Genomic DNA, 22,369 nt, shown 5'->3' with positions numbered 1-22,369 from the left:
CTACCCGTTGCCCGCGGCGAGCGTCAAAACGGCCCGCACACGGGTGAGGCGCTTGTCTCTTCGCCTCGTCCTGCTGACAGAGCGGGGCCGGCCGGACGCCGGCCCCACCACTGCTACCTCGATCCCAAACGGCCCCGCGTGCCGGTTTTGTTCCTCCGGAACGCGGAGCCGCCTGGGGCACATCAGTGGTCCCGAGCCTCAGCGGTCGTAACGGCCGAGGTCGAACTCCTCCAGCGGGACCGCCTGACCGGTGCCCACCCCGAAGTGGCCGTAGTCGACCTCTTCGTAGCCGGGCATCGCGTACATGGCGGCCTTCGCCTCTTCGGTCGGCTCGACCCGCACGTTGCGGTAGCGGGGCAGACCCGTACCGGCCGGGATGAGCTTACCGAGGATGACGTTCTCCTTGAGGCCCAGCAGCGGGTCGCTGCGGCCCTCCATCGCGGCGTTCGTGAGCACCCGGGTGGTCTCCTGGAAGGAGGCCGCCGACAGCCACGAGTCGGTCGCCAGCGACGCCTTCGTGATCCCCATCAGGTCCGGACGGGCCGAGGCGGGCTGGAGGCCCTCGGCCACCACGCGCCGGTTCTCGGTCTCGAACCGGGCCCGCTCGACCAGCTCACCGGGCAGCAGCTCGGCGTCGCCGGACTCGATGATGGTGACCCGCTTCAGCATCTGGCGGACGATCACCTCGATGTGCTTGTCGTGGATACCCACACCCTGGCTGCGGTACACGTTCTGCACCTCGTCGACCAGGTGCACCTGGACCGCACGCGGCCCGAGGATGCGCAGCACCTGCTTGGGGTCGATCGCGCCCTGGATCAGCTTCTGGCCGACCTCGACCTGCTGACCGTCCTCCACCAGCAGGCGGGAACGCTTCGACACCGGGTAGGCGACCTCTTCGGAGCCGTCGTCCGGCACCACGACCAGCTTGCGCGAACGGTCGGTGTCGTCGATCCGCACCCGGCCGGCGGCCTCGGAGATCGGGGCCACGCCCTTGGGGGTACGCGCCTCGAAGAGCTCCTGCACACGCGGCAGACCGTGGGTGATGTCCTCACCCGCGACACCACCGGTGTGGAAGGTACGCATGGTCAGCTGGGTACCCGGCTCACCGATCGACTGGGCCGCGATGATGCCGACGGCCTCGCCGATGTCCACGAGGTGACCGGCCGCCAGCGACCGGCCGTAGCAGCGGGCGCAGGTGCCGACCTTGGACTCGCAGGTGAGCACGGAGCGCACCTTGACCTCGGAGACGCCCTTGCCCAGCAGCAGCTCGATGCTCGGGTCACCCAGGTCGGTGTTGGCGGCCAGGACGACCTCGCCGCCGACCACCACGTCCTGGGCGAGAGACCGCGCGTAGACGCTGTTCTCGACCGAGTCGTGGGCCCGGATCGTGCCGTCGGCACCGGTGGTGGCGATCGGCATCATCAGACCGCGCTCGGTGCCGCAGTCCTCCTCGCGGATGATCACGTCCTGCGAGACGTCCACCAGACGACGGGTCAGGTAACCCGAGTCGGCGGTACGCAGGGCGGTGTCGGCCAGACCCTTACGGGCACCGTGGGTCGAGATGAAGAACTCGACCACCGACAGGCCCTCGCGGAAGTTGGCCTTGATCGGGCGCGGGATGATCTCGCCCTTGGGGTTGGCCACCAGGCCTCGCATACCCGCGATCTGGCGCATCTGCATCCAGTTACCACGGGCACCCGAGGACACCATCTTGAAGATGGAGTTGGTCCGCGGGAGGTTGTCCTCCATCGCCTTGGCGACCCGGTTGGTCGCCTCGGTCCAGATCCCGATGAGCTCCTGACGGCGCTCCTCGTCGGTGATCAGACCGCGCAGGTACTGCGACTGCACCTTGGCGGCGCGGGTCTCGTGCTCGTCGAGGATGCCCGCCTTGGCCGGCGGGGTGACCACGTCGGAGATCGAGACCGTGACGCCCGAGCGGGTGGCCCAGTGGAAACCGGCCGCCTTGAGGGCGTCCAGCGTCGCGGCCACGGCGACCTTCGGGTAACGCTCGGCGAGGTCGTTGACGATCGCCGAGAGTTCCTTCTTGCCCACCACCTGGTCGACGAACGCGTAGTCCGGCGGCAGGGTCTGGTTGAACAGCGCCCGGCCCAGGCTGGTCTCGAGGATGATCGGGTCGCCCTGGACCCACTCCTCGGGAGCGACCCAGTCGCGCGGCGGCACGATGTCGTCGAAGCGCAGCTTGATCTTCGCCTGCAGGTGCAGGTGACCGCTGTCGAAGGCCATCTGGGCCTCGGACACCGAGCTGAACGAACGGCCCTCGCCGACCGGGCTCTCGTCGTTGTCGAGAGTCAGGTGGTACAGACCGATGATCATGTCCTGGGTGGGCATGGTCACCGGCCGGCCGTCGGCCGGCTTCAGGATGTTGTTGCTCGAAAGCATCAGGATCCGGGCCTCGGCCTGGGCCTCGGCCGACAGCGGCAGGTGCACCGCCATCTGGTCGCCGTCGAAGTCGGCGTTGAAGGCCGAGCAGACCAGCGGGTGGATCTGGATGGCCTTGCCCTCGACCAGCTGCGGCTCGAACGCCTGGATACCCAGACGGTGCAGGGTGGGCGCGCGGTTCAGCAGGACCGGGTGCTCGGAGATGACCTCTTCCAGCACGTCCCACACCACCGGGCGGGCGCGCTCGACCATCCGCTTGGCCGACTTGATGTTCTGCGCGTGGTTCAGGTCGACCAGGCGCTTCATCACGAACGGCTTGAACAGCTCCAGGGCCATCTGCTTGGGCAGACCGCACTGGTGCAGCTTCAGCTGCGGGCCGACCACGATGACCGAACGGCCGGAGTAGTCGACGCGCTTACCGAGCAGGTTCTGCCGGAAACGACCCTGCTTGCCCTTGAGCATGTCGGACAGCGACTTCAGCGGACGGTTGCCCGGGCCGGTCACCGGCCGGCCGCGGCGGCCGTTGTCGAACAGCGCGTCGACGGCCTCCTGCAGCATCCGCTTCTCGTTGTTGACGATGATCTCCGGCGCGCCCAGGTCGAGCAGGCGCTTGAGCCGGTTGTTCCGGTTGATCACGCGGCGGTACAGGTCGTTCAGGTCGGAGGTGGCGAACCGGCCACCGTCCAGCTGCACCATCGGGCGCAGGTCCGGCGGGATCACCGGGACGCAGTCGAGCACCATGCCCAGCGGCGAGTTGTTCGTGGTGAGGAACGCGGAGACGACCTTGAGCCGCTTCAGGGCACGGGTCTTGCGCTGGCCCTTGCCGGTCGCGATGGTCTCGCGCAGGTTGTCGGCCTCGGCGTCCAGGTCGAACGACTCCAGCCGCTTCTGGATCGCGGCGGCGCCCATCCCGCCCTCGAAGTACATGCCGAACCGGTCCCGCATCTCGCGGTACAGGATCTCGTCACCCTCGAGGTCCTGGACCTTCAGGTTCTTGAAGCGGTCCCAGACCTGCTGGATGCGGTCGATCTCGGCGTCGGCGCGCTTGCGCAGCTGCGACATCTCGCGCTCGGCCGACTCCTTGACCTTGCGGCGCACGTCACCCTTGGCGCCCTCGGCCTCGAGCTCGGCCAGGTCGCTCTCCAGGCGCTTGGCCCGGGCCTCGACGTCGGCGTCGCGCCGGTTCTCGATCTCCTTCTTCTCCACCTCGATGTTGGCTTCCATCGAGGGCAGATCCCGGTGACGGTTCTCGTCGTCGACCCAGGTGATCATGTAGGCGGCGAAGTAGATGACCTTCTCGAGGTCCTTCGGCGCCAGGTCGAGCAGGTAGCCGAGCCGGCTCGGGACACCCTTGAAGTACCAGATGTGGGTGACCGGGGCGGCCAGCTCGATGTGGCCCATCCGCTCGCGGCGCACCTTGGCGCGCGTGACCTCGACGCCACAGCGCTCGCAGATGATGCCCTTGAAGCGAACCCGCTTGTACTTACCGCAGTAGCACTCCCAGTCCCGGGTGGGGCCGAAGATCTTCTCGCAGAAGAGCCCGTCCTTCTCCGGCTTCAGGGTGCGGTAGTTGATGGTCTCCGGCTTCTTCACCTCGCCGTGCGACCACTGCCGGATGTTCTCGGCGGTGGCCAGGCCGATACGCAGTTCGTCGAAGAAGTTAACGTCCAGCAAGACGTTGCCTGCTTTCTCCTGGGTAGTTCTTGTTTTCTACTGACCGTGCTCGTAGCTCAGGTGAGCCGTGGGCCAGGCCGCGCGTCCCGCAGGACGCGCGGCCGGCCTCAGCGGATCAGACTTCCTCGACGCTGCTCGGCTCGCGGCGGGACAGGTCGATGCCCAGCTCCTCGGCGGCCCGGAACACGTCCTCGTCCGAGTCGCGCATCTCGATGGACGTGCCGTCGCTGGACAGCACCTCCACGTTGAGGCAGAGCGACTGCATTTCCTTGATCAGAACCTTGAACGACTCCGGGATGCCCGGCTCGGGGATGTTCTCGCCCTTGACGATGGCCTCGTAGACCTTCACCCGGCCGACCACGTCGTCCGACTTGATCGTCAGCAGTTCCTGCAGGGCGTAGGAGGCGCCGTAGGCCTCCAGGGCCCACACCTCCATCTCACCGAAGCGCTGGCCACCGAACTGCGCCTTACCACCCAGCGGCTGCTGCGTGATCATCGAGTAGGGGCCGGTGGAACGGGCGTGGATCTTGTCGTCGACCAGGTGGTGGAGCTTCAGGATGTACATGTAGCCCACCGAGACCGGCATCGGCAGCTTCTCGCCGGTGCGGCCGTCGAAGATCGTCGCCTTGCCGGAACCGTCGATCAGGCGCACGCCGTCACGGGTCTTGCGGGTGGAGTCGAGCAGACCGATGATCTCCTCTTCCCGCACACCGTCGAAGACCGGCGAGGCGACCCGGGTGTTCGGCTCGGCCTGGCGGCGGTCCGGGGTGATCAGCTTCGCCCAGTCGGGGTCGCCCTCGATCTCCCAGCCGCGCGAGGCGACCCAGCCCAGGTGCGTCTCCAGGACCTGGCCCACGTTCATCCGGCTCGGCACACCGAGCGGGTTGAGCACGATGTCGACCGGGGTGCCGTCCTCGAGGAACGGCATGTCCTCGACGGGGAGGATCTTGGAGATGACGCCCTTGTTGCCGTGCCGGCCGGCCAGCTTGTCGCCGTCGGTGATCTTCCGCTTCTGCGCCACGTACACGCGCACCAGCTGGTTGACACCGGGGGGCAGCTCGTCGCCGTCCTCGCGGTCGAAGACCTTGACGCCGATGACCGTGCCGCTCTCACCGTGCGGCACCTTCAGCGAGGTGTCCCGGACCTCCCGGGCCTTCTCACCGAAGATGGCGCGCAGCAGGCGTTCCTCCGGGGTCAGCTCGGTCTCGCCCTTGGGCGTGACCTTGCCGACCAGGATGTCGCCGGGCACGACCTCGGCACCGATCCGGATGATGCCCCGCTCGTCGAGGTCGGCCAGGACCTCCTCGGCGACGTTCGGGATGTCCCGGGTGATCTCCTCCGGGCCCAGCTTGGTGTCGCGGGCGTCGACCTCGTGCTCCTCGATGTGGATCGAGGAGAGGACGTCGTCCTGCACCAGACGCTGGGAGAGGATGATCGCGTCCTCGTAGTTGTGCCCTTCCCAGGACATGAACGCGACCAGCAGGTTCTTGCCCAGGGCCATCTCGCCCAGGTCGGTGGCCGGGCCGTCGGCGATGACCGAGCCGACCTCCAGGCGCGCACCCTCGTCGACCAGCACGCGCTGGTTGTAGGAGGTGCCCTGGTTGGACCGGCGGAACTTGGCGATCTTGTACGTGGTGTGCGAACCGTCGTCGTTCATCGTGGTGACGGCCTCGGCCGACACCTCGGTGACCACACCGGCGGTGTGCGCGACGACCACGTCACCGGCGTCCACCGCGGCCCGGAACTCCATGCCGGTACCCACCAGCGGAGCCTCGGACTTCACCAGTGGCACGGCCTGACGCTGCATGTTCGAGCCCATCAGGGCGCGGTTGGCGTCGTCGTGCTCGAGGAACGGGATCAGCGCGGTGGCCACGGAGACCATCTGCCGGGCCGAGACGTCCATGTAGTCGACCTCGTTGGCCGGGACCAGTTCGGCCTCGCCGTCCTTGGAGCGGGACAGGACGCCTTCCTCGGCGAACCGGTTGTCCTCGGTCAGCAGCGCGTTCGCCTGGGCGACCACGACGTGGTCTTCCTCGTCGGCGGTCAGGTACTGGATCTCGTCGAGGACCTGGCCGTTCTCGGCCTTGCGGTACGGGGTCTCGACGAAACCGAACGGGTTGATCCGCGCGTAGGTGGCGAGCGAGCCGATCAGGCCGATGTTCGGGCCTTCCGGGGTCTCGATCGGGCACATCCGGCCGTAGTGCGAGGTGTGCACGTCACGGACCTCGAACCCGGCCCGCTCACGGGACAGACCACCCGGGCCCAGCGCCGAGAGGCGGCGCTTGTGGGTCAGGCCGGCCAGCGGGTTGTTCTGGTCCATGAACTGCGACAGCTGCGAGGTGCCGAAGAACTCCTTGATCGACGCCACCACGGGGCGGATGTTGATCAGGGTCTGCGGGGTGATCGCCTCGACGTCCTGGGTGGTCATCCGCTCGCGGACGACGCGCTCCATCCGGGACAGGCCGGTGCGGACCTGGTTCTGGATCAGCTCGCCCACGGTGCGCAGACGACGGTTGCCGAAGTGGTCGATGTCGTCGACCTCGACCACCAGGTCGATCGGCTCACCGTTCTTGGTGCCGGGCATCTGGTTGCCGCCGGCGTGCAGCGTGACCAGGAACCGGATGGCCGCGATGATGTCGTCCACCGTGAGCACGCTGTCGGACAGCGGCTGGCTCAGGCCCAGCTTCTTGTTGATCTTGTACCGGCCGACCTTGGCCAGGTCGTAGCGCTTCGGGTTGAAGTACAGGTTCTCCAGAAGCGTCTGCGCGGCCTCCCGCGTCGGCGGTTCGCCCGGGCGCAGCTTCCGGTAGATGTCCAGCAACGCCTCGTCGGTGCTGGCGGTGTGGTCCTTCTCGAGGGTCTGGCGGATCGAGTCGACCTCGCCGAACTCCTCCAGGATCTGCGCCTCGGACCAGCCGAGGGCCTTCAGCAGCACGGTGACCGACTGCTTGCGCTTGCGGTCGATGCGGACACCGACCATGTCGCGCTTGTCGATCTCGAACTCCAGCCACGCACCGCGCGACGGGATCACCTTGGCCGTGTAGATGTCCTTGTCGGACGTCTTGTCGATCGAGCGCTCGAAGTACACGCCCGGCGAACGGACCAGCTGGGAGACGACCACGCGCTCGGTACCGTTGATCACGAACGTGCCGCGCTCGGTCATGAGCGGGAAGTCGCCCATGAAGACGGTCTGGCTCTTGATCTCGCCCGTGGTGGTGTTCATGAACTCGGCCGTCACGAAGAGCGGGGCCGAGTACGTCATGTCCCGCTCCTTGCACTCGTCGATCGAGTACTTGGGCGGTTCGAAGCGGTGATCGCGGAACGACAGGCTCATCGATCCGGAGAAGTCCTCGATCGGCGAGATCTCCTCGAAGATCTCCTCGAGGCCGGAGGTGGTCGGGACGGCCTGGTTGCCACCGTCGATGGCCGCCTGGACACGGCCCTGCCACTTGTCGTTGCCGAGGAGCCAGTCGAAGGCCTCGGTCTGCAATGCCAGGAGGTTCGGAACCTCAAGCGGTTCATGGATCTTGGCGAAAGAGATACGGCCTGACGGGGTAGTCGAGCCACTGAACGCGGTGCGCGAGGCAGCCAAGAGGGGTCCTTCCACGGGCCTGCGGGCGTAACGTGCGCGCGCTCTGAATCTCCCGCGAATGGGTCGCAGGGGAGGGCAGAGGTCAGCGCAAAGGCTCACCCTACTCGTAAAAGGCCAGGACTGTCTACCCGGCAATCTCAGCCGGTGCTGGCAACCTCGGCACGTCGCCGGTCACGAGTGTGCAACAGGGAGTCGGACACAGCCCGTTCACCTGCATCTTCACGCTCGACGGCGGTGCTTGCAGAAAGAGCATGACAAGCGCTCAGACCAGCGTCAACCCCACGCGCCGCGACATTCCGGTGACCGGTGCGCCGACTTTGCGCCGACTTCCGGCCTCGTTCACCCGCTCGCGGGGGTCCGACCGGGCATCGGGTGGAGTAACGAGCCTGGTACCTGGCCGTTCGGCCGATGTCGACATGTTTCAGTGCCAATTTATGACGTCGGTGGGCACCGACCGCACGACGGCCCACCGAGTGTGAAATGTCCCAAAACAGCGGTTCCCCCGTACCAGCGGTACGGGGGAACCGGAGTCACTCAGAGCTGCCCGGCGAGCCGGGCGGGGATCACTTGAGGGTGACGGTGGCGCCGGCGCCCTCGAGGGCCGCCTTGGCCTTCTCCGCAGCGTCCTTGGCAACCTTCTCCAGGACCGGCTTCGGGGCGCCGTCCACGAGGTCCTTGGCCTCCTTCAGGCCCAGGCTCGTGAGGCCACGGACCTCCTTGATGACCTGGATCTTCTTGTCACCGGCGGCCTCGAGGATGACGTCGAACTCGTCCTTCTCCTCGACGACCTCGGCGGCAGCGGCGCCGCCACCGGCAGCGGCGACGGCGACCGGGGCGGCCGCGGTGACGTCGAAGGTCTCCTCGAACGCCTTCACGAACTCGGAGAGCTCGATCAGGGTCAGTTCCTTGAAGGCGTCGAGCAGTTCTTCGGTGCTGAGCTTCGCCATGGTGGCATTCCCTTTCGGTACTGCGTTGCGAGCCGGGCTGCGCAACGGCGTTGAGGAGGTGTGGATCCTGCGAACCTGCCCCGCAGGATCCGTTGGTTCAGGGGTGGATCAGGCGTCCACGGTCTCCGCGGCCGGCGTGGCCTCGGTGGTGTCGCCCTCGGCCGCGGGCGCACCCTCGGCCTGCTTGGCGCGCAGCGCCTCGACGGTACGGACCGTCTTGGACAGCGGCGCCTGGAACAGGACGGCGGCCTTGGTGAGGGACGCCTTCATCGCTCCGGCCATCTTGGCCAGCAGCACCTCGCGCGACTCCAGGTCGGCCAGCTTGCGCACCTCGTCGGCGGTCAGCGGCTTGCCCTCGAGGAACCCGCCCTTGACGACCAGCGCCGGGTTGGCCTTCGAGAAGTCACGCAGGCTCTTGGCCACCTCGACCGCGTCGCCGGTGATGAACGCGACCGCGCTCGGACCGGCCAGCTCGCCGTCGAACGCCGTGATGCCGGCGTTCTGCGCGGCCAGCTTCGTCAGCGTGTTCTTGGTGACCGTGTAGGTCGCGTGGTCCTGGATGTTCTTGCGCAGCTGGGTGAGCTGGGCGACGGTCAGCCCGCGGTACTCGGTCAGGACCGCGGCGTTGGCACCGCGGAACTTCTCGGTGAGCTCTGCGACCGTCGCAGTCTTGTCTGCCCTCGCCATGGCTCTCCTTCACTTCTGTTGCCGGTGCACTCACGGCCCCAGAAATACGAAACGCCCCGCGCAGGCGCACGGGGCGTTGGATTTTCGCTGCGTTCCGGCGGGCCGGGGCAGAAGAAGATCGAAAGCCTGACATGTCACCTGCGCTGGCCGCCCGCTGACTGCGGGACCTTGGGCCGAACTCTGACGAGACGGCGACCGGCGGTCTTTGGCTGTGTCAAGAGTACGGGGACGCGCCCCCGATTCCAAAATCAGCGGCCGTCAACGGCGCGGCAGCCGCACCACGCTGACGAAGAAGTCGTCGATGTGCCGGACCGTGGTGATGAACCGCTCGAAGTCGACCGGCTTGGTCACGTAGGCGTTGGCGTGCAGGTCGTAGCTGCGCAGCACGTCCTCCTCGGCCTCCGAGGTGGTCAGCACCACCACCGGGATCTGCCGCAGCTCCGGGTCCTCCTTGATCACCTGCAGGACCTCCCGGCCGTGCATCCGGGGCAGGTTGAGGTCGAGCAGGATCAGGTCGGGCAGCAGCGCGTCGGTGTACTCACCGCGGCGGTAGAGGAAGTCCAGCGCCTCGGCACCGTCGCCGACCACGTTCAGCCGGCTGGTGACCCCGGTGTCCTCCAGCGCCTCCTTGGTCATCAGCACGTCGCCCGGGTCGTCCTCGACCAGCAGCACCGCGATCACTTGGCCACCTTCTCGCCCTCCGCCACCTCGTCGGCGGCCGGCGCGTCGGGGAGCTGCAGTGCGCTGGTGGTCACCGGCAGGGTCCAGCGGATCGTCGTGCCGGGACCGTCGGCGGCCGGTGCGTCCGCGTCCTCGGTGGCCGGCCGGACGGGGGTGCCGGCCGCGGCCGACTCCTCCACCCAGATCCGCCCGCCGTGGTACTCGACGATCTTCTTGCACATGGCCAGGCCGATGCCGGTGCCGCCGTAGACCTCCTTGGCGTGCAGCCGCTGGAAGATCAGGAAGACCCGCTCGGCGTACTCCGGCTCGATCCCGATGCCGTTGTCGGAGCAGGCGAACTCCCAGAACTCCCCCGACTGCCGGACCGTCAGCCGGATCCGCGGGGGTGCCGCGGCCCGGAACTTGATCGCGTTGCCGATCAGGTTCTGCAGCAGCTGGGTGAGCAACGGCGCCTCGCCGTGCACCACCGGCAGCTCGTCGGCCTCGATCTCGGCCCCGGACTCCTCCCGGGCCGCCTCCAGCGCGTACATCGCGTTCTTCAGGCAGTCGGCGAGGTTCACGTCGGCCGAGGGCGTGCTGATCCGGCCCACCCGGGAGAACTCCAGCAGGTCGTTGATCAGCTGCTGCATGCGCTTGGCGCCGTCCACCGCGAAGTGGATGTACTGGTCGGCCCGCTCGTCCAGCTGGCCGCCGTAGCGCCGCTGCAGCATCTGGCAGAAGCTGGCCACCTTGCGCAGCGGTTCCTGCAGGTCGTGCGAGGCGACGTAGGCGAACTGCTCGAGCTCGCGGTTGGAGCGCTGCAGCTCCAGGGTCTGCTCCTCCAGGGCGGCCCGGGAGCGGTTCATCTCGCGCCGGGCCTCGTCGGCCTGGTCGATCTCCGAGACCAGACGCTGGCGCATCAGCTCGACGTCGTCACCCAGCTGCACGAACTCGGGCGGGCCCTGACCCACGACGACATGGTCGAGCTCACCGTTGGCGACGATCCGCGCCTCACCCGCCAGGCGGGTGGCCGGGTTGCTGACCCAGCGCCGCATCAGGCTCCACAGCACCAGACCGGCAACCAGGCAGATGATTGCGCTGAGCACACCGAAGGCGAAGCCCAGATTGGTGACCTCGCCCAGGTGGTCGGCCTCGGCCTGACGTTCCGGCCGCAGGATCCCGATCGCCTCGTTGTACTCCGCCCGGAAGGCGTCGAACAGCGCCCGGCCCTCGGCGAAGTCGGGCGGGGTGAGGGTCTCACCGGCGTCGATGCGCTCGATCGTGGGCGCGGCGAAGTCGGTGTACCAGACCTTCGCCGCGGCCTCTGCCTCGCGCATCGGCCCGATCGCCCCGGTCCCCGGCAGAACGGCCGCCAGGTGACCGGAGACCGGGTTGTCCCAGGGCTGCCCGGACTCGTTCAGGGGCTCCAGGGCGGCGCGGTCACCGGTGAGGGCGTAGCCGCGGATCGCGGTCTCGGAGTCGAGCATCGCGATGAAGAAGTTCTGCGAGCTGCGCAGGCCCTCGTAGAAGTCCTCGACCACGTTCTTCTGGACGTCGCGGGTCTCCAGCAGCGTGACCGTGGCCGCGGTGACCACGCCGGTGAGCAGCGCCACCACCACCGCCAGGGCGGCGGCGATCCGGCCGTGCACCCCCCAGGCCTGCGGCTTCCGCAGGCGGGCCCAGCCGACCGGGCGGGCCGGTCGTTCCGGTCGGACGAACGGTGTGCTCACGTGAAGTCCCTCGGCCACTGGACGGCGATGACCGCCACGTCGTCGGGCAGTTCGCCGCCGTGCGCGCTCTGCACCCGGTCGAGCAGGTCGTCGACCACCTCGGCCCCGTCGTCGCTGACGGTGCGGCTGGACTGGGCCAGCTCCAGCAGGCCGGGCACGCCGAGCTCGTGCTGCAGCCCCCGGCCGCGTGAGCCCTCGACCAGGCCGTCGGTGTAGAACATCAGCCGCCAGCGGGTGGGCAGGGTGATCTTGCGGCCCCGCCAGGCCCCGGGCGGCAGCAGGCCCAGCGCCAGGCTGGCCGGGTCGCCCGGCAGCTGGGTGGGCACCGGGTCGAGCAGCATCGGCGGCAGGTGGGCGGCCAGCCACAGGTGCGCGGTGAGCCGGTCGGCGTCGATCACGCAGAGCGTGGCCTGGACGAAGATCTCCTCGGACCGGCGCTCCCGGATCAGCACGTCCTCCAGCACCGGCAGGAGCCGGTTCGGGTCGACCCCGGCGATCACCAGCGCACGCCAGGCGACCCGCAGGCTGACTCCGAGCGCGGCCTCTTCCGGGCCGTGCCCGGCCACCCCGCCGATCAGGACGAACACCCGGCCGTCGGGCGCCTCGACCACGTCGTAGAAGTCGGCGCCGAGCAGGTCACCGGCCTGCGGGCGGTAGCGCGCGGTGACCCCGAGCGCGGGGTCGCGGGTCTGGGTGAGCGGCAGCAGGCCGCGCTCCAGCCGGGCGTACTCCTGGGTGCGGACCTCGCTGGCGTAGAGCTGGCGGGACTGTTCCTCGGCGCGCCGGCGCTCCACCGCGTAGCGGATCGAGCGGCTCAGCAGCTCACCGTCGACCTGGCCCTTGACCAGGTAGTCCTGGGCGCCCGCGGCGACCGCGGCGGCCCCCGAGCGTTCGTCGTCCAGGCCGGTGAAGCAGATCACGGCCACTTCGGAGGCCTCGTCGAGCAGGCTGTGGACCACGTCCAGGCCCTGCCCGTCGGGCAGGCCGAGGTCGAGCAGCACGCACCCGAACCGGGTGCGGCGAAGCAGCTCGCGGGCCTGCTTGAGAGTGCGCGCGCGAACGATCTCGAAGCCGCTGCCGGCCAGGTCCAGCAGGTCTTCGACGATCAGCGCGTCGCCGTCGTCGTCCTCGACGAGCAGCAGCCTGCTCTCCGAGCGGGCCGCGGGCTCCTCCAGACGTTCCGTTTCGTACACCAGGCCTCCGCCCCACACATTCCGCGCACAGCGAACAGCGCTGGGGCCCGGCTGCTGGACCCGCGTCGCGGCAAACCACTCCCGCGGACGCCGCGCCCGTTAACCCTACCTTGCGGATCAGGCGAAATTGACCTTGCCCGGACGGGCCGGTCGCGGACGTGGGGAAGCATCGTGATCAAGAGAACGGCCCCGTCCGCGAAGGCGGACGGGGCCGGGTGGTGCGATGTCCGGAGACCGGTGCCGAGCACCGGTTCCCGAGACGGCGGCCAGGTCAGTCCTGGGTCGCCTCGAGCGCCTTCACCTGGTTCGGGTCGACCGGGATGCCCGGGCCCATGGTGGTGGTGATGGTCGCCTTCTTCAGGTAGCGGCCCTTCGCGGCCGACGGCTTGAGGCGCATGACCTCTTCGATCGCCGCCGCGTAGTTCTGGACCAGCTGGGTCTCGCTGAACGAGGTCTTACCGATGATGAAGTGCAGGTTCGAGTGCTTGTCGACGCGGAACTCGATCTTGCCGCCCTTGATCTCCTCGACCGCCTTGGCGACGTCCATGGTCACCGTGCCGGTCTTCGGGTTCGGCATCAGACCACGCGGACCGAGGACCTTACCGAGGCGCCCGACCTTGCCCATCAGGTCGGGGGTCGCCACGACGGCGTCGAAGTCCAGGAAGCCGCCCTGGATCTTCGTGATCAGCTCGTCGGAGCCGACGATGTCGGCGCCGGCGGCCTCGGCCGCGGCGGCACGGTCACCGGTGGCGAAGACCAGCACCCGGGCGGTCTTACCGGTGCCGTTCGGCAGGTTCACGGTGCCACGCACCATCTGGTCGGCCTTACGGGGGTCGACACCGAGACGGAACGCGACCTCGACGGTCGCGTCGTACTTGGTGGCCGACGTCTCCTTGGCCAGCTTGACCGCCTCGAGCGGGGAGTACAGCTCGTCGCTGTCGATCTTCTCCGCCGCTGCGCGGTACGCCTTGCTGCGCTTCATGGTTCTCCTCCTGGAGAAGGTGTGGTCGACGGGCCGCGCAGGCCCTGCCACGTGGTGCTGGGACGAAAAGTTCGCAGTGTCGGGGGCGCTCAGCCCTCGACGGTGATGCCCATCGAGCGAGCCGTACCGGCGATGATCTTGGACGCCTGGTCCAGGTCGTTCGCGTTCAGGTCCTCGAGCTTGGTCTGGGCGATCTCCCGGACCTGGGCGGCGGTGAGGTTGCCGACCTTCTTGACGTGCGGCTCACCGGAGCCCTTGGGCACGCCCGCAGCCTTCTTGATCAGCTCGGCGGCCGGCGGGGTCTTGGTGATGAAGGTGAAGGAACGGTCTTCGTAGACCGTGATCTCCACCGGGACCACACTGCCGCGCTGACCTTCGGTCTTGGCGTTGTAGGCCTTGCAGAACTCCATGATGTTGACGCCGTGCTGACCGAGCGCGGGGCCGATCGGCGGGGCGGGAGTGGCCTGGCCGGCGTTGATCTGCAGCTTGATCAGAGCTGAGACCTTCTTCTTGGGGGGCATGACGCTGTTCCTTTTTCCGGGTGTTTGGGCGATCAGATCTTGGAGACGTCGGCGAACGACAGTTCGACGGGGGTCTCCCGACCGAAGATCGAGACCAGCACCTTGAGCTTCTGGGCGTCGGCGTTGATCTCGGAGATGGTGGCCGGCAGGGTCTCGAAGGGGCCTTCCATCACGGTGACGGTCTCGCCGACCTCGAAGTCGACGACCTTCACCTCGGCCTTGCTCGAGCTGGCTGCCTTGCTGGGCTCGGCCGGCGCCAGGGCCGGGGCGAGCATCGAGAAGACCTCGTCCAGGCTCAGCGGGACCGGCTGGTGGGTGTGACCGACGAAGCCGGTGACGCCCGGAGTGTGCCGGACAGCGCCCCACGACTCGTCGGTGAGGTCCATCCGGACCAGCACGTAGCCGGGGATCCGGACCCGACGGACCTGCTTGCGCTGGCCGTTCTTGATCTCGGTGACGTCTTCCATCGGCACCTCGACCTGGAAGATGTAGTCCTCCATGTTGAGGCTGGTGGTGCGGTTCTCGAGGTTGGCCTTGACCCGGTTCTCGTAACCGGCGTACGAGTGGATCACGTACCAGTCACCGGGCGCCCGGCGCAGACCGGCCTTGAACTCCTCGACCGGGTCGACCGGGGCCTCGTCGTCCGCACCCGCGGTGGGCACGAACGCGGCCTCGTCGTCCGACTCGGTGGCTTCGTCCGCTTCGTCCGCCTCAGGCGTGTCGTCCGCCTCGGGGGCGTCGTCCGCCTCGTCGGTGATGGCGCCGTCGGGAGCGACCTCAGCCTCCTGCGGGGCGAGGTCGGTCTCCTCCTCGGTGAACTGCGAGGTCTTCTCGGACACGCTTTGTCCTGCTTCCCTTCGTACCGTCCGGCCTGGTCTCGTTCTGGTCAGGCCCGCTCATGGCGATCTACGCGGCGATCCCTCGGCCGGCCGGCGGAACCGGGCGATCTACTCGCCGCCGCCGAAGGCCCAGAGCACGAGCTTGCCGAAGCCGAAGTCGAGTGCCGACACGTACAGCATCACGACGAGGACGAAGATCAGCACCACCGAGGTGTAGGTGATCAGCTCGGTCCGGGTGGGCCGGACCACCTTGCGCAGCTCGGCCACGACCTGCCGCAGGAAGAGCAGCGGCCCGCCCCTGCGCTTCTTCGTCGACGACGTGCTGCTCACGGTCCTCACCTGGTTGTCTAGGCTCGGACCGCCCTCGATCCGCGCCGGAGCGAGGATCCGAGGTCGGCCCGTGATCGCGGCCCGCACCGGCCAGACGCCGGTGCCGGGCCCTTGTCAGCCTCACGGCACATCCTGTTGCCGCGAGCACATCCCGCAGGGCAGGAGGGACTCGAACCCCCAACCGCCGGTTTTGGAGACCGGAGCTCTGCCAATTGAGCCACTGCCCTACAAGCGGATGTTCGGCGCCAGCCCTGCACACCTGCGGCGTGCGTCAGCATGGCGGTTCACAACCACCCGGAGTGAGTCTACGCATCCAAGTGCTCCTGGGTCGAACCGGCACGTCGGCGCGGGGATGACGGCCTCTCGACGGACGCTCGACGGACAAGGTGACGGTCCCTGGTCCACCGACCGGTGGACGCCGGTTCAGCCTGCCGGTAGTCCCCGGCCGGGGGCCCGCCGAACAGCATGGTTGTCATGTCGGGACCAACCACATCACCCACCGCGGCGGCCGGGCCGGCCGCCACCTCGGGGCCGGCCCAGATCCGGGTCCGGGGCCTGGCCAAACGCTACGGCGACAGGCTCGCCGTGAACGATCTCGAGCTGGACGTCGCCGCCGGAGAGGTGTTCGCCCTGCTGGGGCCGAACGGCGCGGGCAAGACCACCACCACCGAGATCCTCGAAGGGTTCCGCGAGCGTGACGCCGGTGAGGTGGCGGTGCTCGGACAGGACCCGCAGCGTGCCGGACGGGCCTGGCGCTCGCGGATCGGGATCGTGCTGCAGACCACCAACGACTACGCCGAACTGAGCGTGGAGGAGCTGATCCGGCACTTCGCCCGGTACTACCCCCACCCGCGCGACCCGGACGAGGTGATCGAGGCGGTCGGCCTGGAGGCCAAGCGCCGGGACCGGGTCCGGGCCCTGTCCGGGGGCCAGCGCCGGCGGCTGGACGTGGGGCTGGGCATCGTCGGCTCGCCCGAGCTGCTGTTCCTCGACGAGCCGACCACCGGCTTCGACCCGCAGGCCCGGCGCTCGTTCTGGGAGCTGATCCGCCGGCTGCGCACCGAGGGCACGACGATCCTGCTGACCACGCACTACCTGGACGAGGCCGAGCAGCTGGCCGACCGGGTCGGGGTGATCGCCGGAGGCCGGCTGGTCGCCGTGAACACCCCGGCCGACCTGGGCGGGCGTCAGAGCCGGCAGGCGCGGGTGGTGTGGCGCGACGGCGAGGAGTCCACCGACACCCCGACCCGGCTGGTGGCCGAGCTGGCCACCCGGTACCCCGGCGGCGAGGTGCCGGCCCTGCAGGTCCTGCGCCCCACCCTCGAGGACATCTACCTGGACATGATCGGAGAGAAGTCGTGAGCACCGTGACGACCGAGCGCCTGCCCGGGGCCCTGCAGCTGGGCCTGGCCCGGACCGGGATCGAGCTGAAGGAGTTCTTCCGGATGCGCGAGACGGTGGTCTTCACCTTCGCCTTCCCGGTGATCCTGCTGTTCGTCTTCGGCTCGGTGTTCAGCGACGAACTGGCCCCGGGGGTCTCGTTCACCCAGTACTTCACCGCCGGGATGATCGCCTCGGGCGTGGTCCTGTCCAGCTTCCAGACCCTGGCCATCGGGATCGCCGTGGAGCGTGACGAGGGCACCCTGAAACGCCTGCGTGGCACCCCGATGCCGCCGATCGCGTACTTCCTCGGCAAGATCGGCATGGTGCTGGTCACCAGCGTCGTGCAGACCGCGATCCTGCTGCTGATCGGCGTCCTGCTGATGGATCTCGAACTGCCCACCGGGGTGGCCCCGTGGTTGCGCTTCACCTGGATCTTCGTGCTCGGCATCGCCTCCGGCACCGCGGTCGGGATCGCCTACTCCTCGCTCGCCCGGTCGTCCAAAAGCGCTGCCGCAGTGGTGAGCCCGGTGGTGATCGTGCTGCAGTTCATCTCCGGCGTGTACTTCGTCTTCACCGAGCTGCCGAGCTGGATGCAGACCATCGGCTCGCTGTTCCCGCTGCGCTGGCTGGCCCAGGGCATGCGCTCGGTGTTCCTGCCCGAGGAGTTCGCCTCGATGGAGGCCGGTAACTCCTGGCAACTGCTGCCCACCGCCCTGATACTGACCGGATGGCTGGTGATCGGGATGCTGCTGGCGCTGCGGACCTTTCGCTGGCAGCGGCACGACCAGAAGTGAGCGTCCCGGCGGTGCACGCCTGGAACCGTTCCCAGCGCGGCTGGACCCTCGGCTTCTGGCTGCTGATGACCCTGATCGCCCTGGGTCTGCTGACCAGTCCCGAGGTCTCCGGCGGCCGCCGGCTGAGCGGGCTGGCCTGCCTGACGGTCATCGTCGTCGCCTTCCGCGTGCTGCGCCCGGACGCCTGGCGGCCCAGCAGCGGGCCCGCCGAGGTCACGTACCTCCTGATCGCGATCGTCACCACCGGCGTCGCCGCGGCGGTCGAGTCCTCGCTGACCGTGCTGCTGTCGGTGATCTACGCCCAGGTCTGGCTCTTCTCGCCGACCCTGCGGGTGGGGCTGTGGTTCAGCGCCCTGACCGGGCTGAGTGTGGCCGTCGGGCTGATGACCGCGGAGGGCTGGACCTACGAGGCGGCCCGGGTCACCCTGCCGGTGATGCTGGTGAGCACCGCGTTCAGCTCCGCCCTGGGGCTGTGGATCAGCCGGATCATCGACCAGTCGGCCGAAAGGGCCGGGCTGATCCAGGAACTGGAGAAGGCCCGGGCGGAACTCGGTGCGGCGTACCACACCCAGGGGGTGCAGGCCGAGCGGGAGCGCCTGGCCCGGGAGATCCACGACACCCTGGCCCAGGGCTACACCAGCATCATCATGCTCTCCCAGGTGGCCCAGGCCGCCCTCGACAGCGGGCGGCCCGCCGATCCGGGCAAACTCCGGGAACGGCTGAACCTGATCGAGGACGTGGCCCGCGAGAACCTGGGCGAGGCAAGGGCTCTGGTGGCCGCCTTCGCCCCGGTCGGCCTGGACGGGGCCACCCTCGCCGACGCGGTGCGGCGGCTGGTCAGCCGGTTCGGGGCCGAGACGCAGATCGCCTCGGAGGTGACGGTGGACGGCGAGCTGACCGGCCTGACCCGCGACCTGGAGGTGGTACTGCTGCGCTCGGCCCAGGAGGCGCTGGCGAACGTGCGCCGGCACTCGGGTGCCGCCTCGGTCACCGTCCGCCTGGTGGGCGACGAGAACCACGTGAGGATCGAGATCTGCGACAACGGGAAGGGTTTCGACGTGTGGGGAAAGAACCGGCCACTGGGGTTCGGGCTGACCGGGATGCGCGACCGGGCCCAGGCCTGCGGCGGTGAGCTCCTCCTGATCAGCTCCCCCGGCAAGGGCACCCGGGTGACCGTGCGCGTGCCTCATGCGCCGGCCGCCGACGAGGGTGAGAAGGTGTCGTCGTGATCCGTGTCCTGATCGCCGACGACCACCCCATCGTCCGCTCCGGCCTGGCCGGCCTGCTGGAGGTGGAGGAGGACATGACCGTGGTGGGCGAGGCCGGTGACGGCGAGGAGGCGGTCTCCCGGGCCACCGCGCTGCGCCCCGACGTCGTGCTGATGGACCTGCGGATGCCCGGCCTGGACGGGGTCGGCGCCACCCGCAAGATCACCGCCACCCTGCCGCAGACCCGGGTGCTGGTGCTGACCACCTACGACACCGACGACGACATCGTGCACGCGGTGGAGGCCGGGGCCACCGGTTACCTGCTCAAGGACACCCCGCGTCCGGTGCTGGTGAACGCGGTGCGCTCGGCCGCCCGGGGCGAGACCGTGCTGGCCCCGCCGGTGGCCGCGAAACTGGTCTCGCACCTGCGCGCCCCGGCACCACCGCCGCCCCCGGTCAATCCGCTCACCCCCCGCGAGGTCGAGGTGCTGCGAGCAGTGGCCCGCGGCCTGTCCAACGCCGAGATCGGCCGCGAGCTGTTCATCGGTGAGGCCACGGTGAAGACCCATCTGCTGCGGGTCTTCGCCAAGCTGGGGGTGGACGACCGCACCCGCGCAGTGACGGCGGCGATGGAGCGGGGCATCCTGCCGCCGCCGTCGGCCCGCTGACCGCTACATCACCCCGACCCGCTGGAACTCGTCGATGCCGAGCTGGTTCAGCGCGGCCTTGTACGAGTCCTGCCGGTGCAGCTGGGCCAGCTCGTAGCGCCAGGTGGCCAGATCCTCCTGCCAGAGCGCGACGAACCCGGCCAGCTCCTGCGGCGTGATCCGCCCCAGCCGCTCCTGTCCGGCCCGGACCGCCTCCAGCTGCTGCCAGGCGGCCGGCGTGAAGCGGGCCAGCGCCGCCAGCCGGGCCATCACCTCGGCGTGCAGTGCCTGTCGGCCTTCGATCACCTGCGCCCAGTAGCCCGGCTGGTACGCCGGGTCGACGATCCGGGCGCGGTCGGCGACCGGCCCCTGTCCGACCAGCCCGAGCAACAGGTCGGCCGGGGACTGGTGCAGGAGAGCGAAGAGCCCCTCCCCCAGCACGTCGCCGAACTCTTCGCGAGCGGCCCGCCGAGGGTCGAACGGGTTGTACGGCTGCTGATCCACCGCTCCCGGGAGGGCCATCCGCCGGTCGCGGACGGCTTCCCAGCAGAACAGCCAGTCCTCGTTGTAGACCGCCGGGAAGAACGGCAGGGGCCGGGTCAGGTCGACCAGCAGGCAACCTCCGGCCAGGAAGGTGTCCTGCTTCAGGCCCACGGTGCGCCGGGCGTGGCAGACCACCGAGTTGTCCGGGAACTCGTGGGCCGGCCAGCTGGCCATCGATGCCCCGCCCGGGCCGAGCATGGAGACCGCCCGGGTGATCTCCTCGGCCGACGGCGGCTGGATGTCGTCGTCCAGGAAGAGCAGCCGCCGCCAGCCCAGCTGCCGCGAGAGCAGGAGGGCGACGTTGCGTTTGGTCCCGGCGTCCAGGTAGGGCGCCTGATCCCCCGCCACCGCAGTGGCGAGGCTCGAAGATTCGTCCTGACCGACGTCCATTGTTCGGAAACTTAAGGACGTTTGTGGGTCACCGACACGGTGGCCGGCGACCGCCGGAACGGGTCTGGCCCATTGCCGTGACTCCAGGGCGAGCCGGCGGGTGCGCATCCTGCGTACCGCGGTGGGGGGCTCCTCCGGGACTGCGAAGGCGACCCCCTGCCAGCCGTCCAGCTCCCTGGCGACGTCCTGCACGTTGGCCCGGCCACTGCAGGCCACCACCAACGGGCAGCCGAGCGCCTCGGCCAGCGCGACCGCCGCCGTGAGGTTGTGACTAGGTCTGCTGGCCGGCACCACCACCGCGCAGACCTCGTCCGGATAGACCTCGGGCCATTCCTGTCGGACCAGGTGCACATGCGATGGGCGATGTGCGACCGGACCTGCCGAATACTGGTGCAGCACAAAGGCACCCGCCTTCCCCCGTGCGTGACAGCGGTCGGCGGGGAGGCGGATCCGCTGTCAGACCGTAACTACCTTGCGCCTCTCGGTAGTCGATGCTGGTCGCCCGGGGCGCTCCTGACAACCCTCTTCGGTCGCCTGCTGCGGCCACGGCTGACGGGCGGCGGCGAGCAGCTGCGGGATTTCCGTCTCCGATTCCGGCCCGGCGGCCTCCTGCGACAGCCTGACCAGCACGGTTCGCCAGTACCGCCAGTCCCGCAGCCACTTTGCGGTGTAACCCAGGAGCTTGCGGTGGTTCAGCTGCCGATGCGTCCAGAGTGCAGCGTTCATACACACCACCACCGCGTCGTCCGAGCGCGCCGGCTGGTCCTCGTCCCAGAGCACCAGCCCCTCCCCCCGGCCCCGGATGATGGTGCGCAGCAGGGTGCGGCGCCGGCCCATCACCCGCTTCCAGTACTGCCCGCTCAGCAGCGACAGGAAGCCGGGGCCGTGGTCTTCAACCCGGTTCATCAACCCCTCGGCGAGGATCTCCCCGGCCTCCTCGGAGCGCGCCCGCACCGGGCAGAACGCCTCGTACTCCTTCTGGTGCACCGGCCCGGCGTGGGCCAGGGCGCGCTGGTAGTCGCGGGCCCCGGCCAGCGTCTGCAGCACCAGCAGCCAGTCCTCGTTGTAGACCCCGTGCGGGAAGAAGGCCGTGCCCTCGCCCACCCGCAGCAGCAGGGCGCCGCTGCTGATGAAGATGTCCTGCGGAAGGCCGACCAGCGGGCGGGCGTGCCCGACCACCGAGTTGTCGTCGAAGTCGCGCAGCGTCCAGCCGACGATCATCAGGTCCGGGTCCTCGTTCAGCACCCGCAGCGCGTGGGCCAGGTACTGCGGGGTGAGGGTGGGTCCCTCGGCCGCCGCCGAGATGTCGTCGTCCAGGAAGAGCACGAACTCCCAGCCGAACCGGACGGCCAGCATGATGCCGAGGTTGCGCTTCCAGCCCACGTCGTTCGAGCGGTGCAGGCTGCTCAGCTCGTCCTCGGCCGAGGCGAAGCCGGGCATCCAGGAGGGGTGCACCTGCTCCAGGTCGACCAGGACCAGGGCGTCGCCCAGCAGTTCGCGCACAGCGGCCGGGAAGTCCTCCGGCCGGGCGTCGCGGCTGTGCACCACGATCAGGGGGCAGCCGTGGCTGAGGGCGATGCCGGCGGCGAACCGCAGCCCCTCCTCGGTGAGCCGGAAGTCGCGGCCGGCCGGGACCACGATGCCGCCGACCCGGCGGCCGGTGTCGGGACGGTGCGCGCCGAGCAGGGGCCCGAAGGCGCTCAGCTCGCTGTCCGGCGGCGGCAGGACCGGGCGGCCCGGACCGTACAGGCTGGTGAGCAGGCCGGAGTGGCTGGCCCGGTAGTCGGCCGCCGAGTCGGGGCGGGGCTCGGTCACCGTGGGAACGGTGAGCACGCGCGACTCGGTGTGC

General features: G+C 69.2%; 17 protein-coding genes and 1 tRNA gene. 4 read left to right on the top strand and 14 right to left on the bottom strand.

The genetic code is table 11. The features are described 5' to 3' along the window. Nucleotides 1-198: 198 nt before the first annotated feature. The 12 genes from LWF15_RS14145 to LWF15_RS14090 form a co-directional block, all read right to left on the bottom strand. Nucleotides 199-4,074, bottom strand: coding sequence for a DNA-directed RNA polymerase subunit beta' (locus LWF15_RS14145; protein WP_232811226.1), 3,876 nt, complete (start codon nucleotides 4,072-4,074; stop codon nucleotides 199-201). 115 nt (nucleotides 4,075-4,189) lie between these two features. Beyond that, nucleotides 4,190-7,666, bottom strand: a complete 3,477-nt coding sequence (gene rpoB / locus LWF15_RS14140; protein ID WP_269810150.1) for a DNA-directed RNA polymerase subunit beta — start codon at nucleotides 7,664-7,666, stop codon at nucleotides 4,190-4,192. Between the two features lie 563 nt (nucleotides 7,667-8,229). Then, a complete protein-coding gene (rplL, locus tag LWF15_RS14135; protein ID WP_232811222.1) occupies nucleotides 8,230-8,613 on the bottom strand; it encodes a 50S ribosomal protein L7/L12 in 384 nt (127 codons plus the stop codon). A 108-nt stretch (nucleotides 8,614-8,721) separates the two neighbouring features. Further along, the gene (gene rplJ / locus LWF15_RS14130; RefSeq protein WP_232811220.1) at nucleotides 8,722-9,300 is read right to left on the bottom strand and encodes a 50S ribosomal protein L10; all 579 of its coding nucleotides are present in this window, start codon (nucleotides 9,298-9,300) and stop codon (nucleotides 8,722-8,724) included. Between the two features lie 258 nt (nucleotides 9,301-9,558). Next, a complete protein-coding gene (locus LWF15_RS14125) occupies nucleotides 9,559-9,981 on the bottom strand; it encodes a response regulator (protein WP_232811218.1) in 423 nt (140 codons plus the stop codon). Continuing rightward, nucleotides 9,978-11,690: an ATP-binding protein gene (locus tag LWF15_RS14120; protein WP_232811217.1), complete on the bottom strand. Its 1,713-nt coding sequence runs from the start codon at nucleotides 11,688-11,690 to the stop codon at nucleotides 9,978-9,980. Before LWF15_RS14120 ends, LWF15_RS14125 begins: the two co-directional genes overlap by 4 nt. Then, nucleotides 11,687-12,883 carry a PP2C family protein-serine/threonine phosphatase gene (locus LWF15_RS14115; protein WP_232811215.1) on the bottom strand — a complete coding sequence of 399 codons (1,197 nt, stop codon included), beginning with the start codon at nucleotides 12,881-12,883 and terminating at the stop codon, nucleotides 11,687-11,689. The genes LWF15_RS14120 and LWF15_RS14115 overlap by 4 nt, the downstream gene beginning before the upstream one ends. Before the next feature lie 271 nt (nucleotides 12,884-13,154). Next, nucleotides 13,155-13,865 carry a 50S ribosomal protein L1 gene (rplA, locus tag LWF15_RS14110; protein WP_232811213.1) on the bottom strand — a complete coding sequence of 237 codons (711 nt, stop codon included), beginning with the start codon at nucleotides 13,863-13,865 and terminating at the stop codon, nucleotides 13,155-13,157. Between the two features lie 89 nt (nucleotides 13,866-13,954). Continuing rightward, entirely contained in the window at nucleotides 13,955-14,386 is a 432-nt protein-coding gene (gene rplK, locus LWF15_RS14105; protein WP_232811212.1) for a 50S ribosomal protein L11, read from the bottom strand. A gap of 32 nt (nucleotides 14,387-14,418) precedes the next feature. Further along, the gene (nusG, locus tag LWF15_RS14100; RefSeq protein ID WP_285616339.1) at nucleotides 14,419-15,225 is read right to left on the bottom strand and encodes a transcription termination/antitermination protein NusG; all 807 of its coding nucleotides are present in this window, start codon (nucleotides 15,223-15,225) and stop codon (nucleotides 14,419-14,421) included. Between the two features lie 108 nt (nucleotides 15,226-15,333). After that, complete coding sequence (secE, locus tag LWF15_RS14095; protein ID WP_232811210.1) at nucleotides 15,334-15,555, bottom strand: preprotein translocase subunit SecE; 222 nt, start codon at nucleotides 15,553-15,555, stop codon at nucleotides 15,334-15,336. A gap of 154 nt (nucleotides 15,556-15,709) precedes the next feature. Next, nucleotides 15,710-15,782, bottom strand: a tRNA-Trp gene (locus tag LWF15_RS14090). A gap of 247 nt (nucleotides 15,783-16,029) precedes the next feature. Here LWF15_RS14090 and LWF15_RS14085 point away from each other — a divergent pair. From LWF15_RS14085 to LWF15_RS14070, 4 genes are read left to right on the top strand one after another with little or no spacing between them, the layout of a single operon-like run. Then, a complete protein-coding gene (locus tag LWF15_RS14085; RefSeq protein WP_232811208.1) occupies nucleotides 16,030-16,917 on the top strand; it encodes an ABC transporter ATP-binding protein in 888 nt (295 codons plus the stop codon). Further along, complete coding sequence (locus LWF15_RS14080) at nucleotides 16,914-17,732, top strand: ABC transporter permease (RefSeq protein ID WP_232811205.1); 819 nt, start codon at nucleotides 16,914-16,916, stop codon at nucleotides 17,730-17,732. Before LWF15_RS14085 ends, LWF15_RS14080 begins: the two co-directional genes overlap by 4 nt. Next, on the top strand, nucleotides 17,729-18,961 hold the full coding sequence (locus LWF15_RS37505; protein ID WP_232811203.1) for a sensor histidine kinase: 1,233 nt from the start codon (nucleotides 17,729-17,731) through the stop codon (nucleotides 18,959-18,961). The genes LWF15_RS14080 and LWF15_RS37505 overlap by 4 nt, the downstream gene beginning before the upstream one ends. After that, nucleotides 18,958-19,608, top strand: a complete 651-nt coding sequence (locus LWF15_RS14070) for a response regulator (RefSeq protein WP_232811201.1) — start codon at nucleotides 18,958-18,960, stop codon at nucleotides 19,606-19,608. The genes LWF15_RS37505 and LWF15_RS14070 overlap by 4 nt, the downstream gene beginning before the upstream one ends. A 3-nt stretch (nucleotides 19,609-19,611) precedes the next feature. Here LWF15_RS14070 and LWF15_RS14065 read toward each other — a convergent pair whose 3' ends face one another. Together LWF15_RS14065 and LWF15_RS14060 are read right to left on the bottom strand one after the other, a co-directional pair. Then, nucleotides 19,612-20,871, bottom strand: a complete 1,260-nt coding sequence (locus tag LWF15_RS14065; RefSeq protein WP_232811199.1) for a hypothetical protein — start codon at nucleotides 20,869-20,871, stop codon at nucleotides 19,612-19,614. 105 nt (nucleotides 20,872-20,976) lie between these two features. Beyond that, on the bottom strand, nucleotides 20,977-22,335 hold the full coding sequence (locus LWF15_RS14060; protein ID WP_232811197.1) for a hypothetical protein: 1,359 nt from the start codon (nucleotides 22,333-22,335) through the stop codon (nucleotides 20,977-20,979). Between the last annotated feature and the right edge of the window lie 34 nt (nucleotides 22,336-22,369).

The sequence above is a fragment of the Kineosporia rhizophila genome, assembly GCF_021277265.1.
GTDB classification, from domain to species: domain Bacteria; phylum Actinomycetota; class Actinomycetes; order Actinomycetales; family Kineosporiaceae; genus Kineosporia; species Kineosporia rhizophila.
This window is presented reverse-complemented; position numbering and strand designations above follow the sequence as displayed.

Excerpts from the sequence above, each read along its gene's own strand:
- rplA (WP_232811213.1), bottom strand. The coding sequence starts at position 13,865 with ATGAAGCGCAGCAAGGCGTACCGCGCAGCGGCGGAGAAGATCGACAGC.
- rplK (WP_232811212.1), bottom strand. The coding sequence starts at position 14,386 with ATGCCCCCCAAGAAGAAGGTCTCAGCTCTGATCAAGCTGCAGATCAAC.
- LWF15_RS14085 (WP_232811208.1), top strand. The coding sequence starts at position 16,030 with ATGTCGGGACCAACCACATCACCCACCGCGGCGGCCGGGCCGGCCGCC.
- rplJ (WP_232811220.1), bottom strand. The coding sequence starts at position 9,300 with ATGGCGAGGGCAGACAAGACTGCGACGGTCGCAGAGCTCACCGAGAAG.
- rplL (WP_232811222.1), bottom strand. The coding sequence starts at position 8,613 with ATGGCGAAGCTCAGCACCGAAGAACTGCTCGACGCCTTCAAGGAACTG.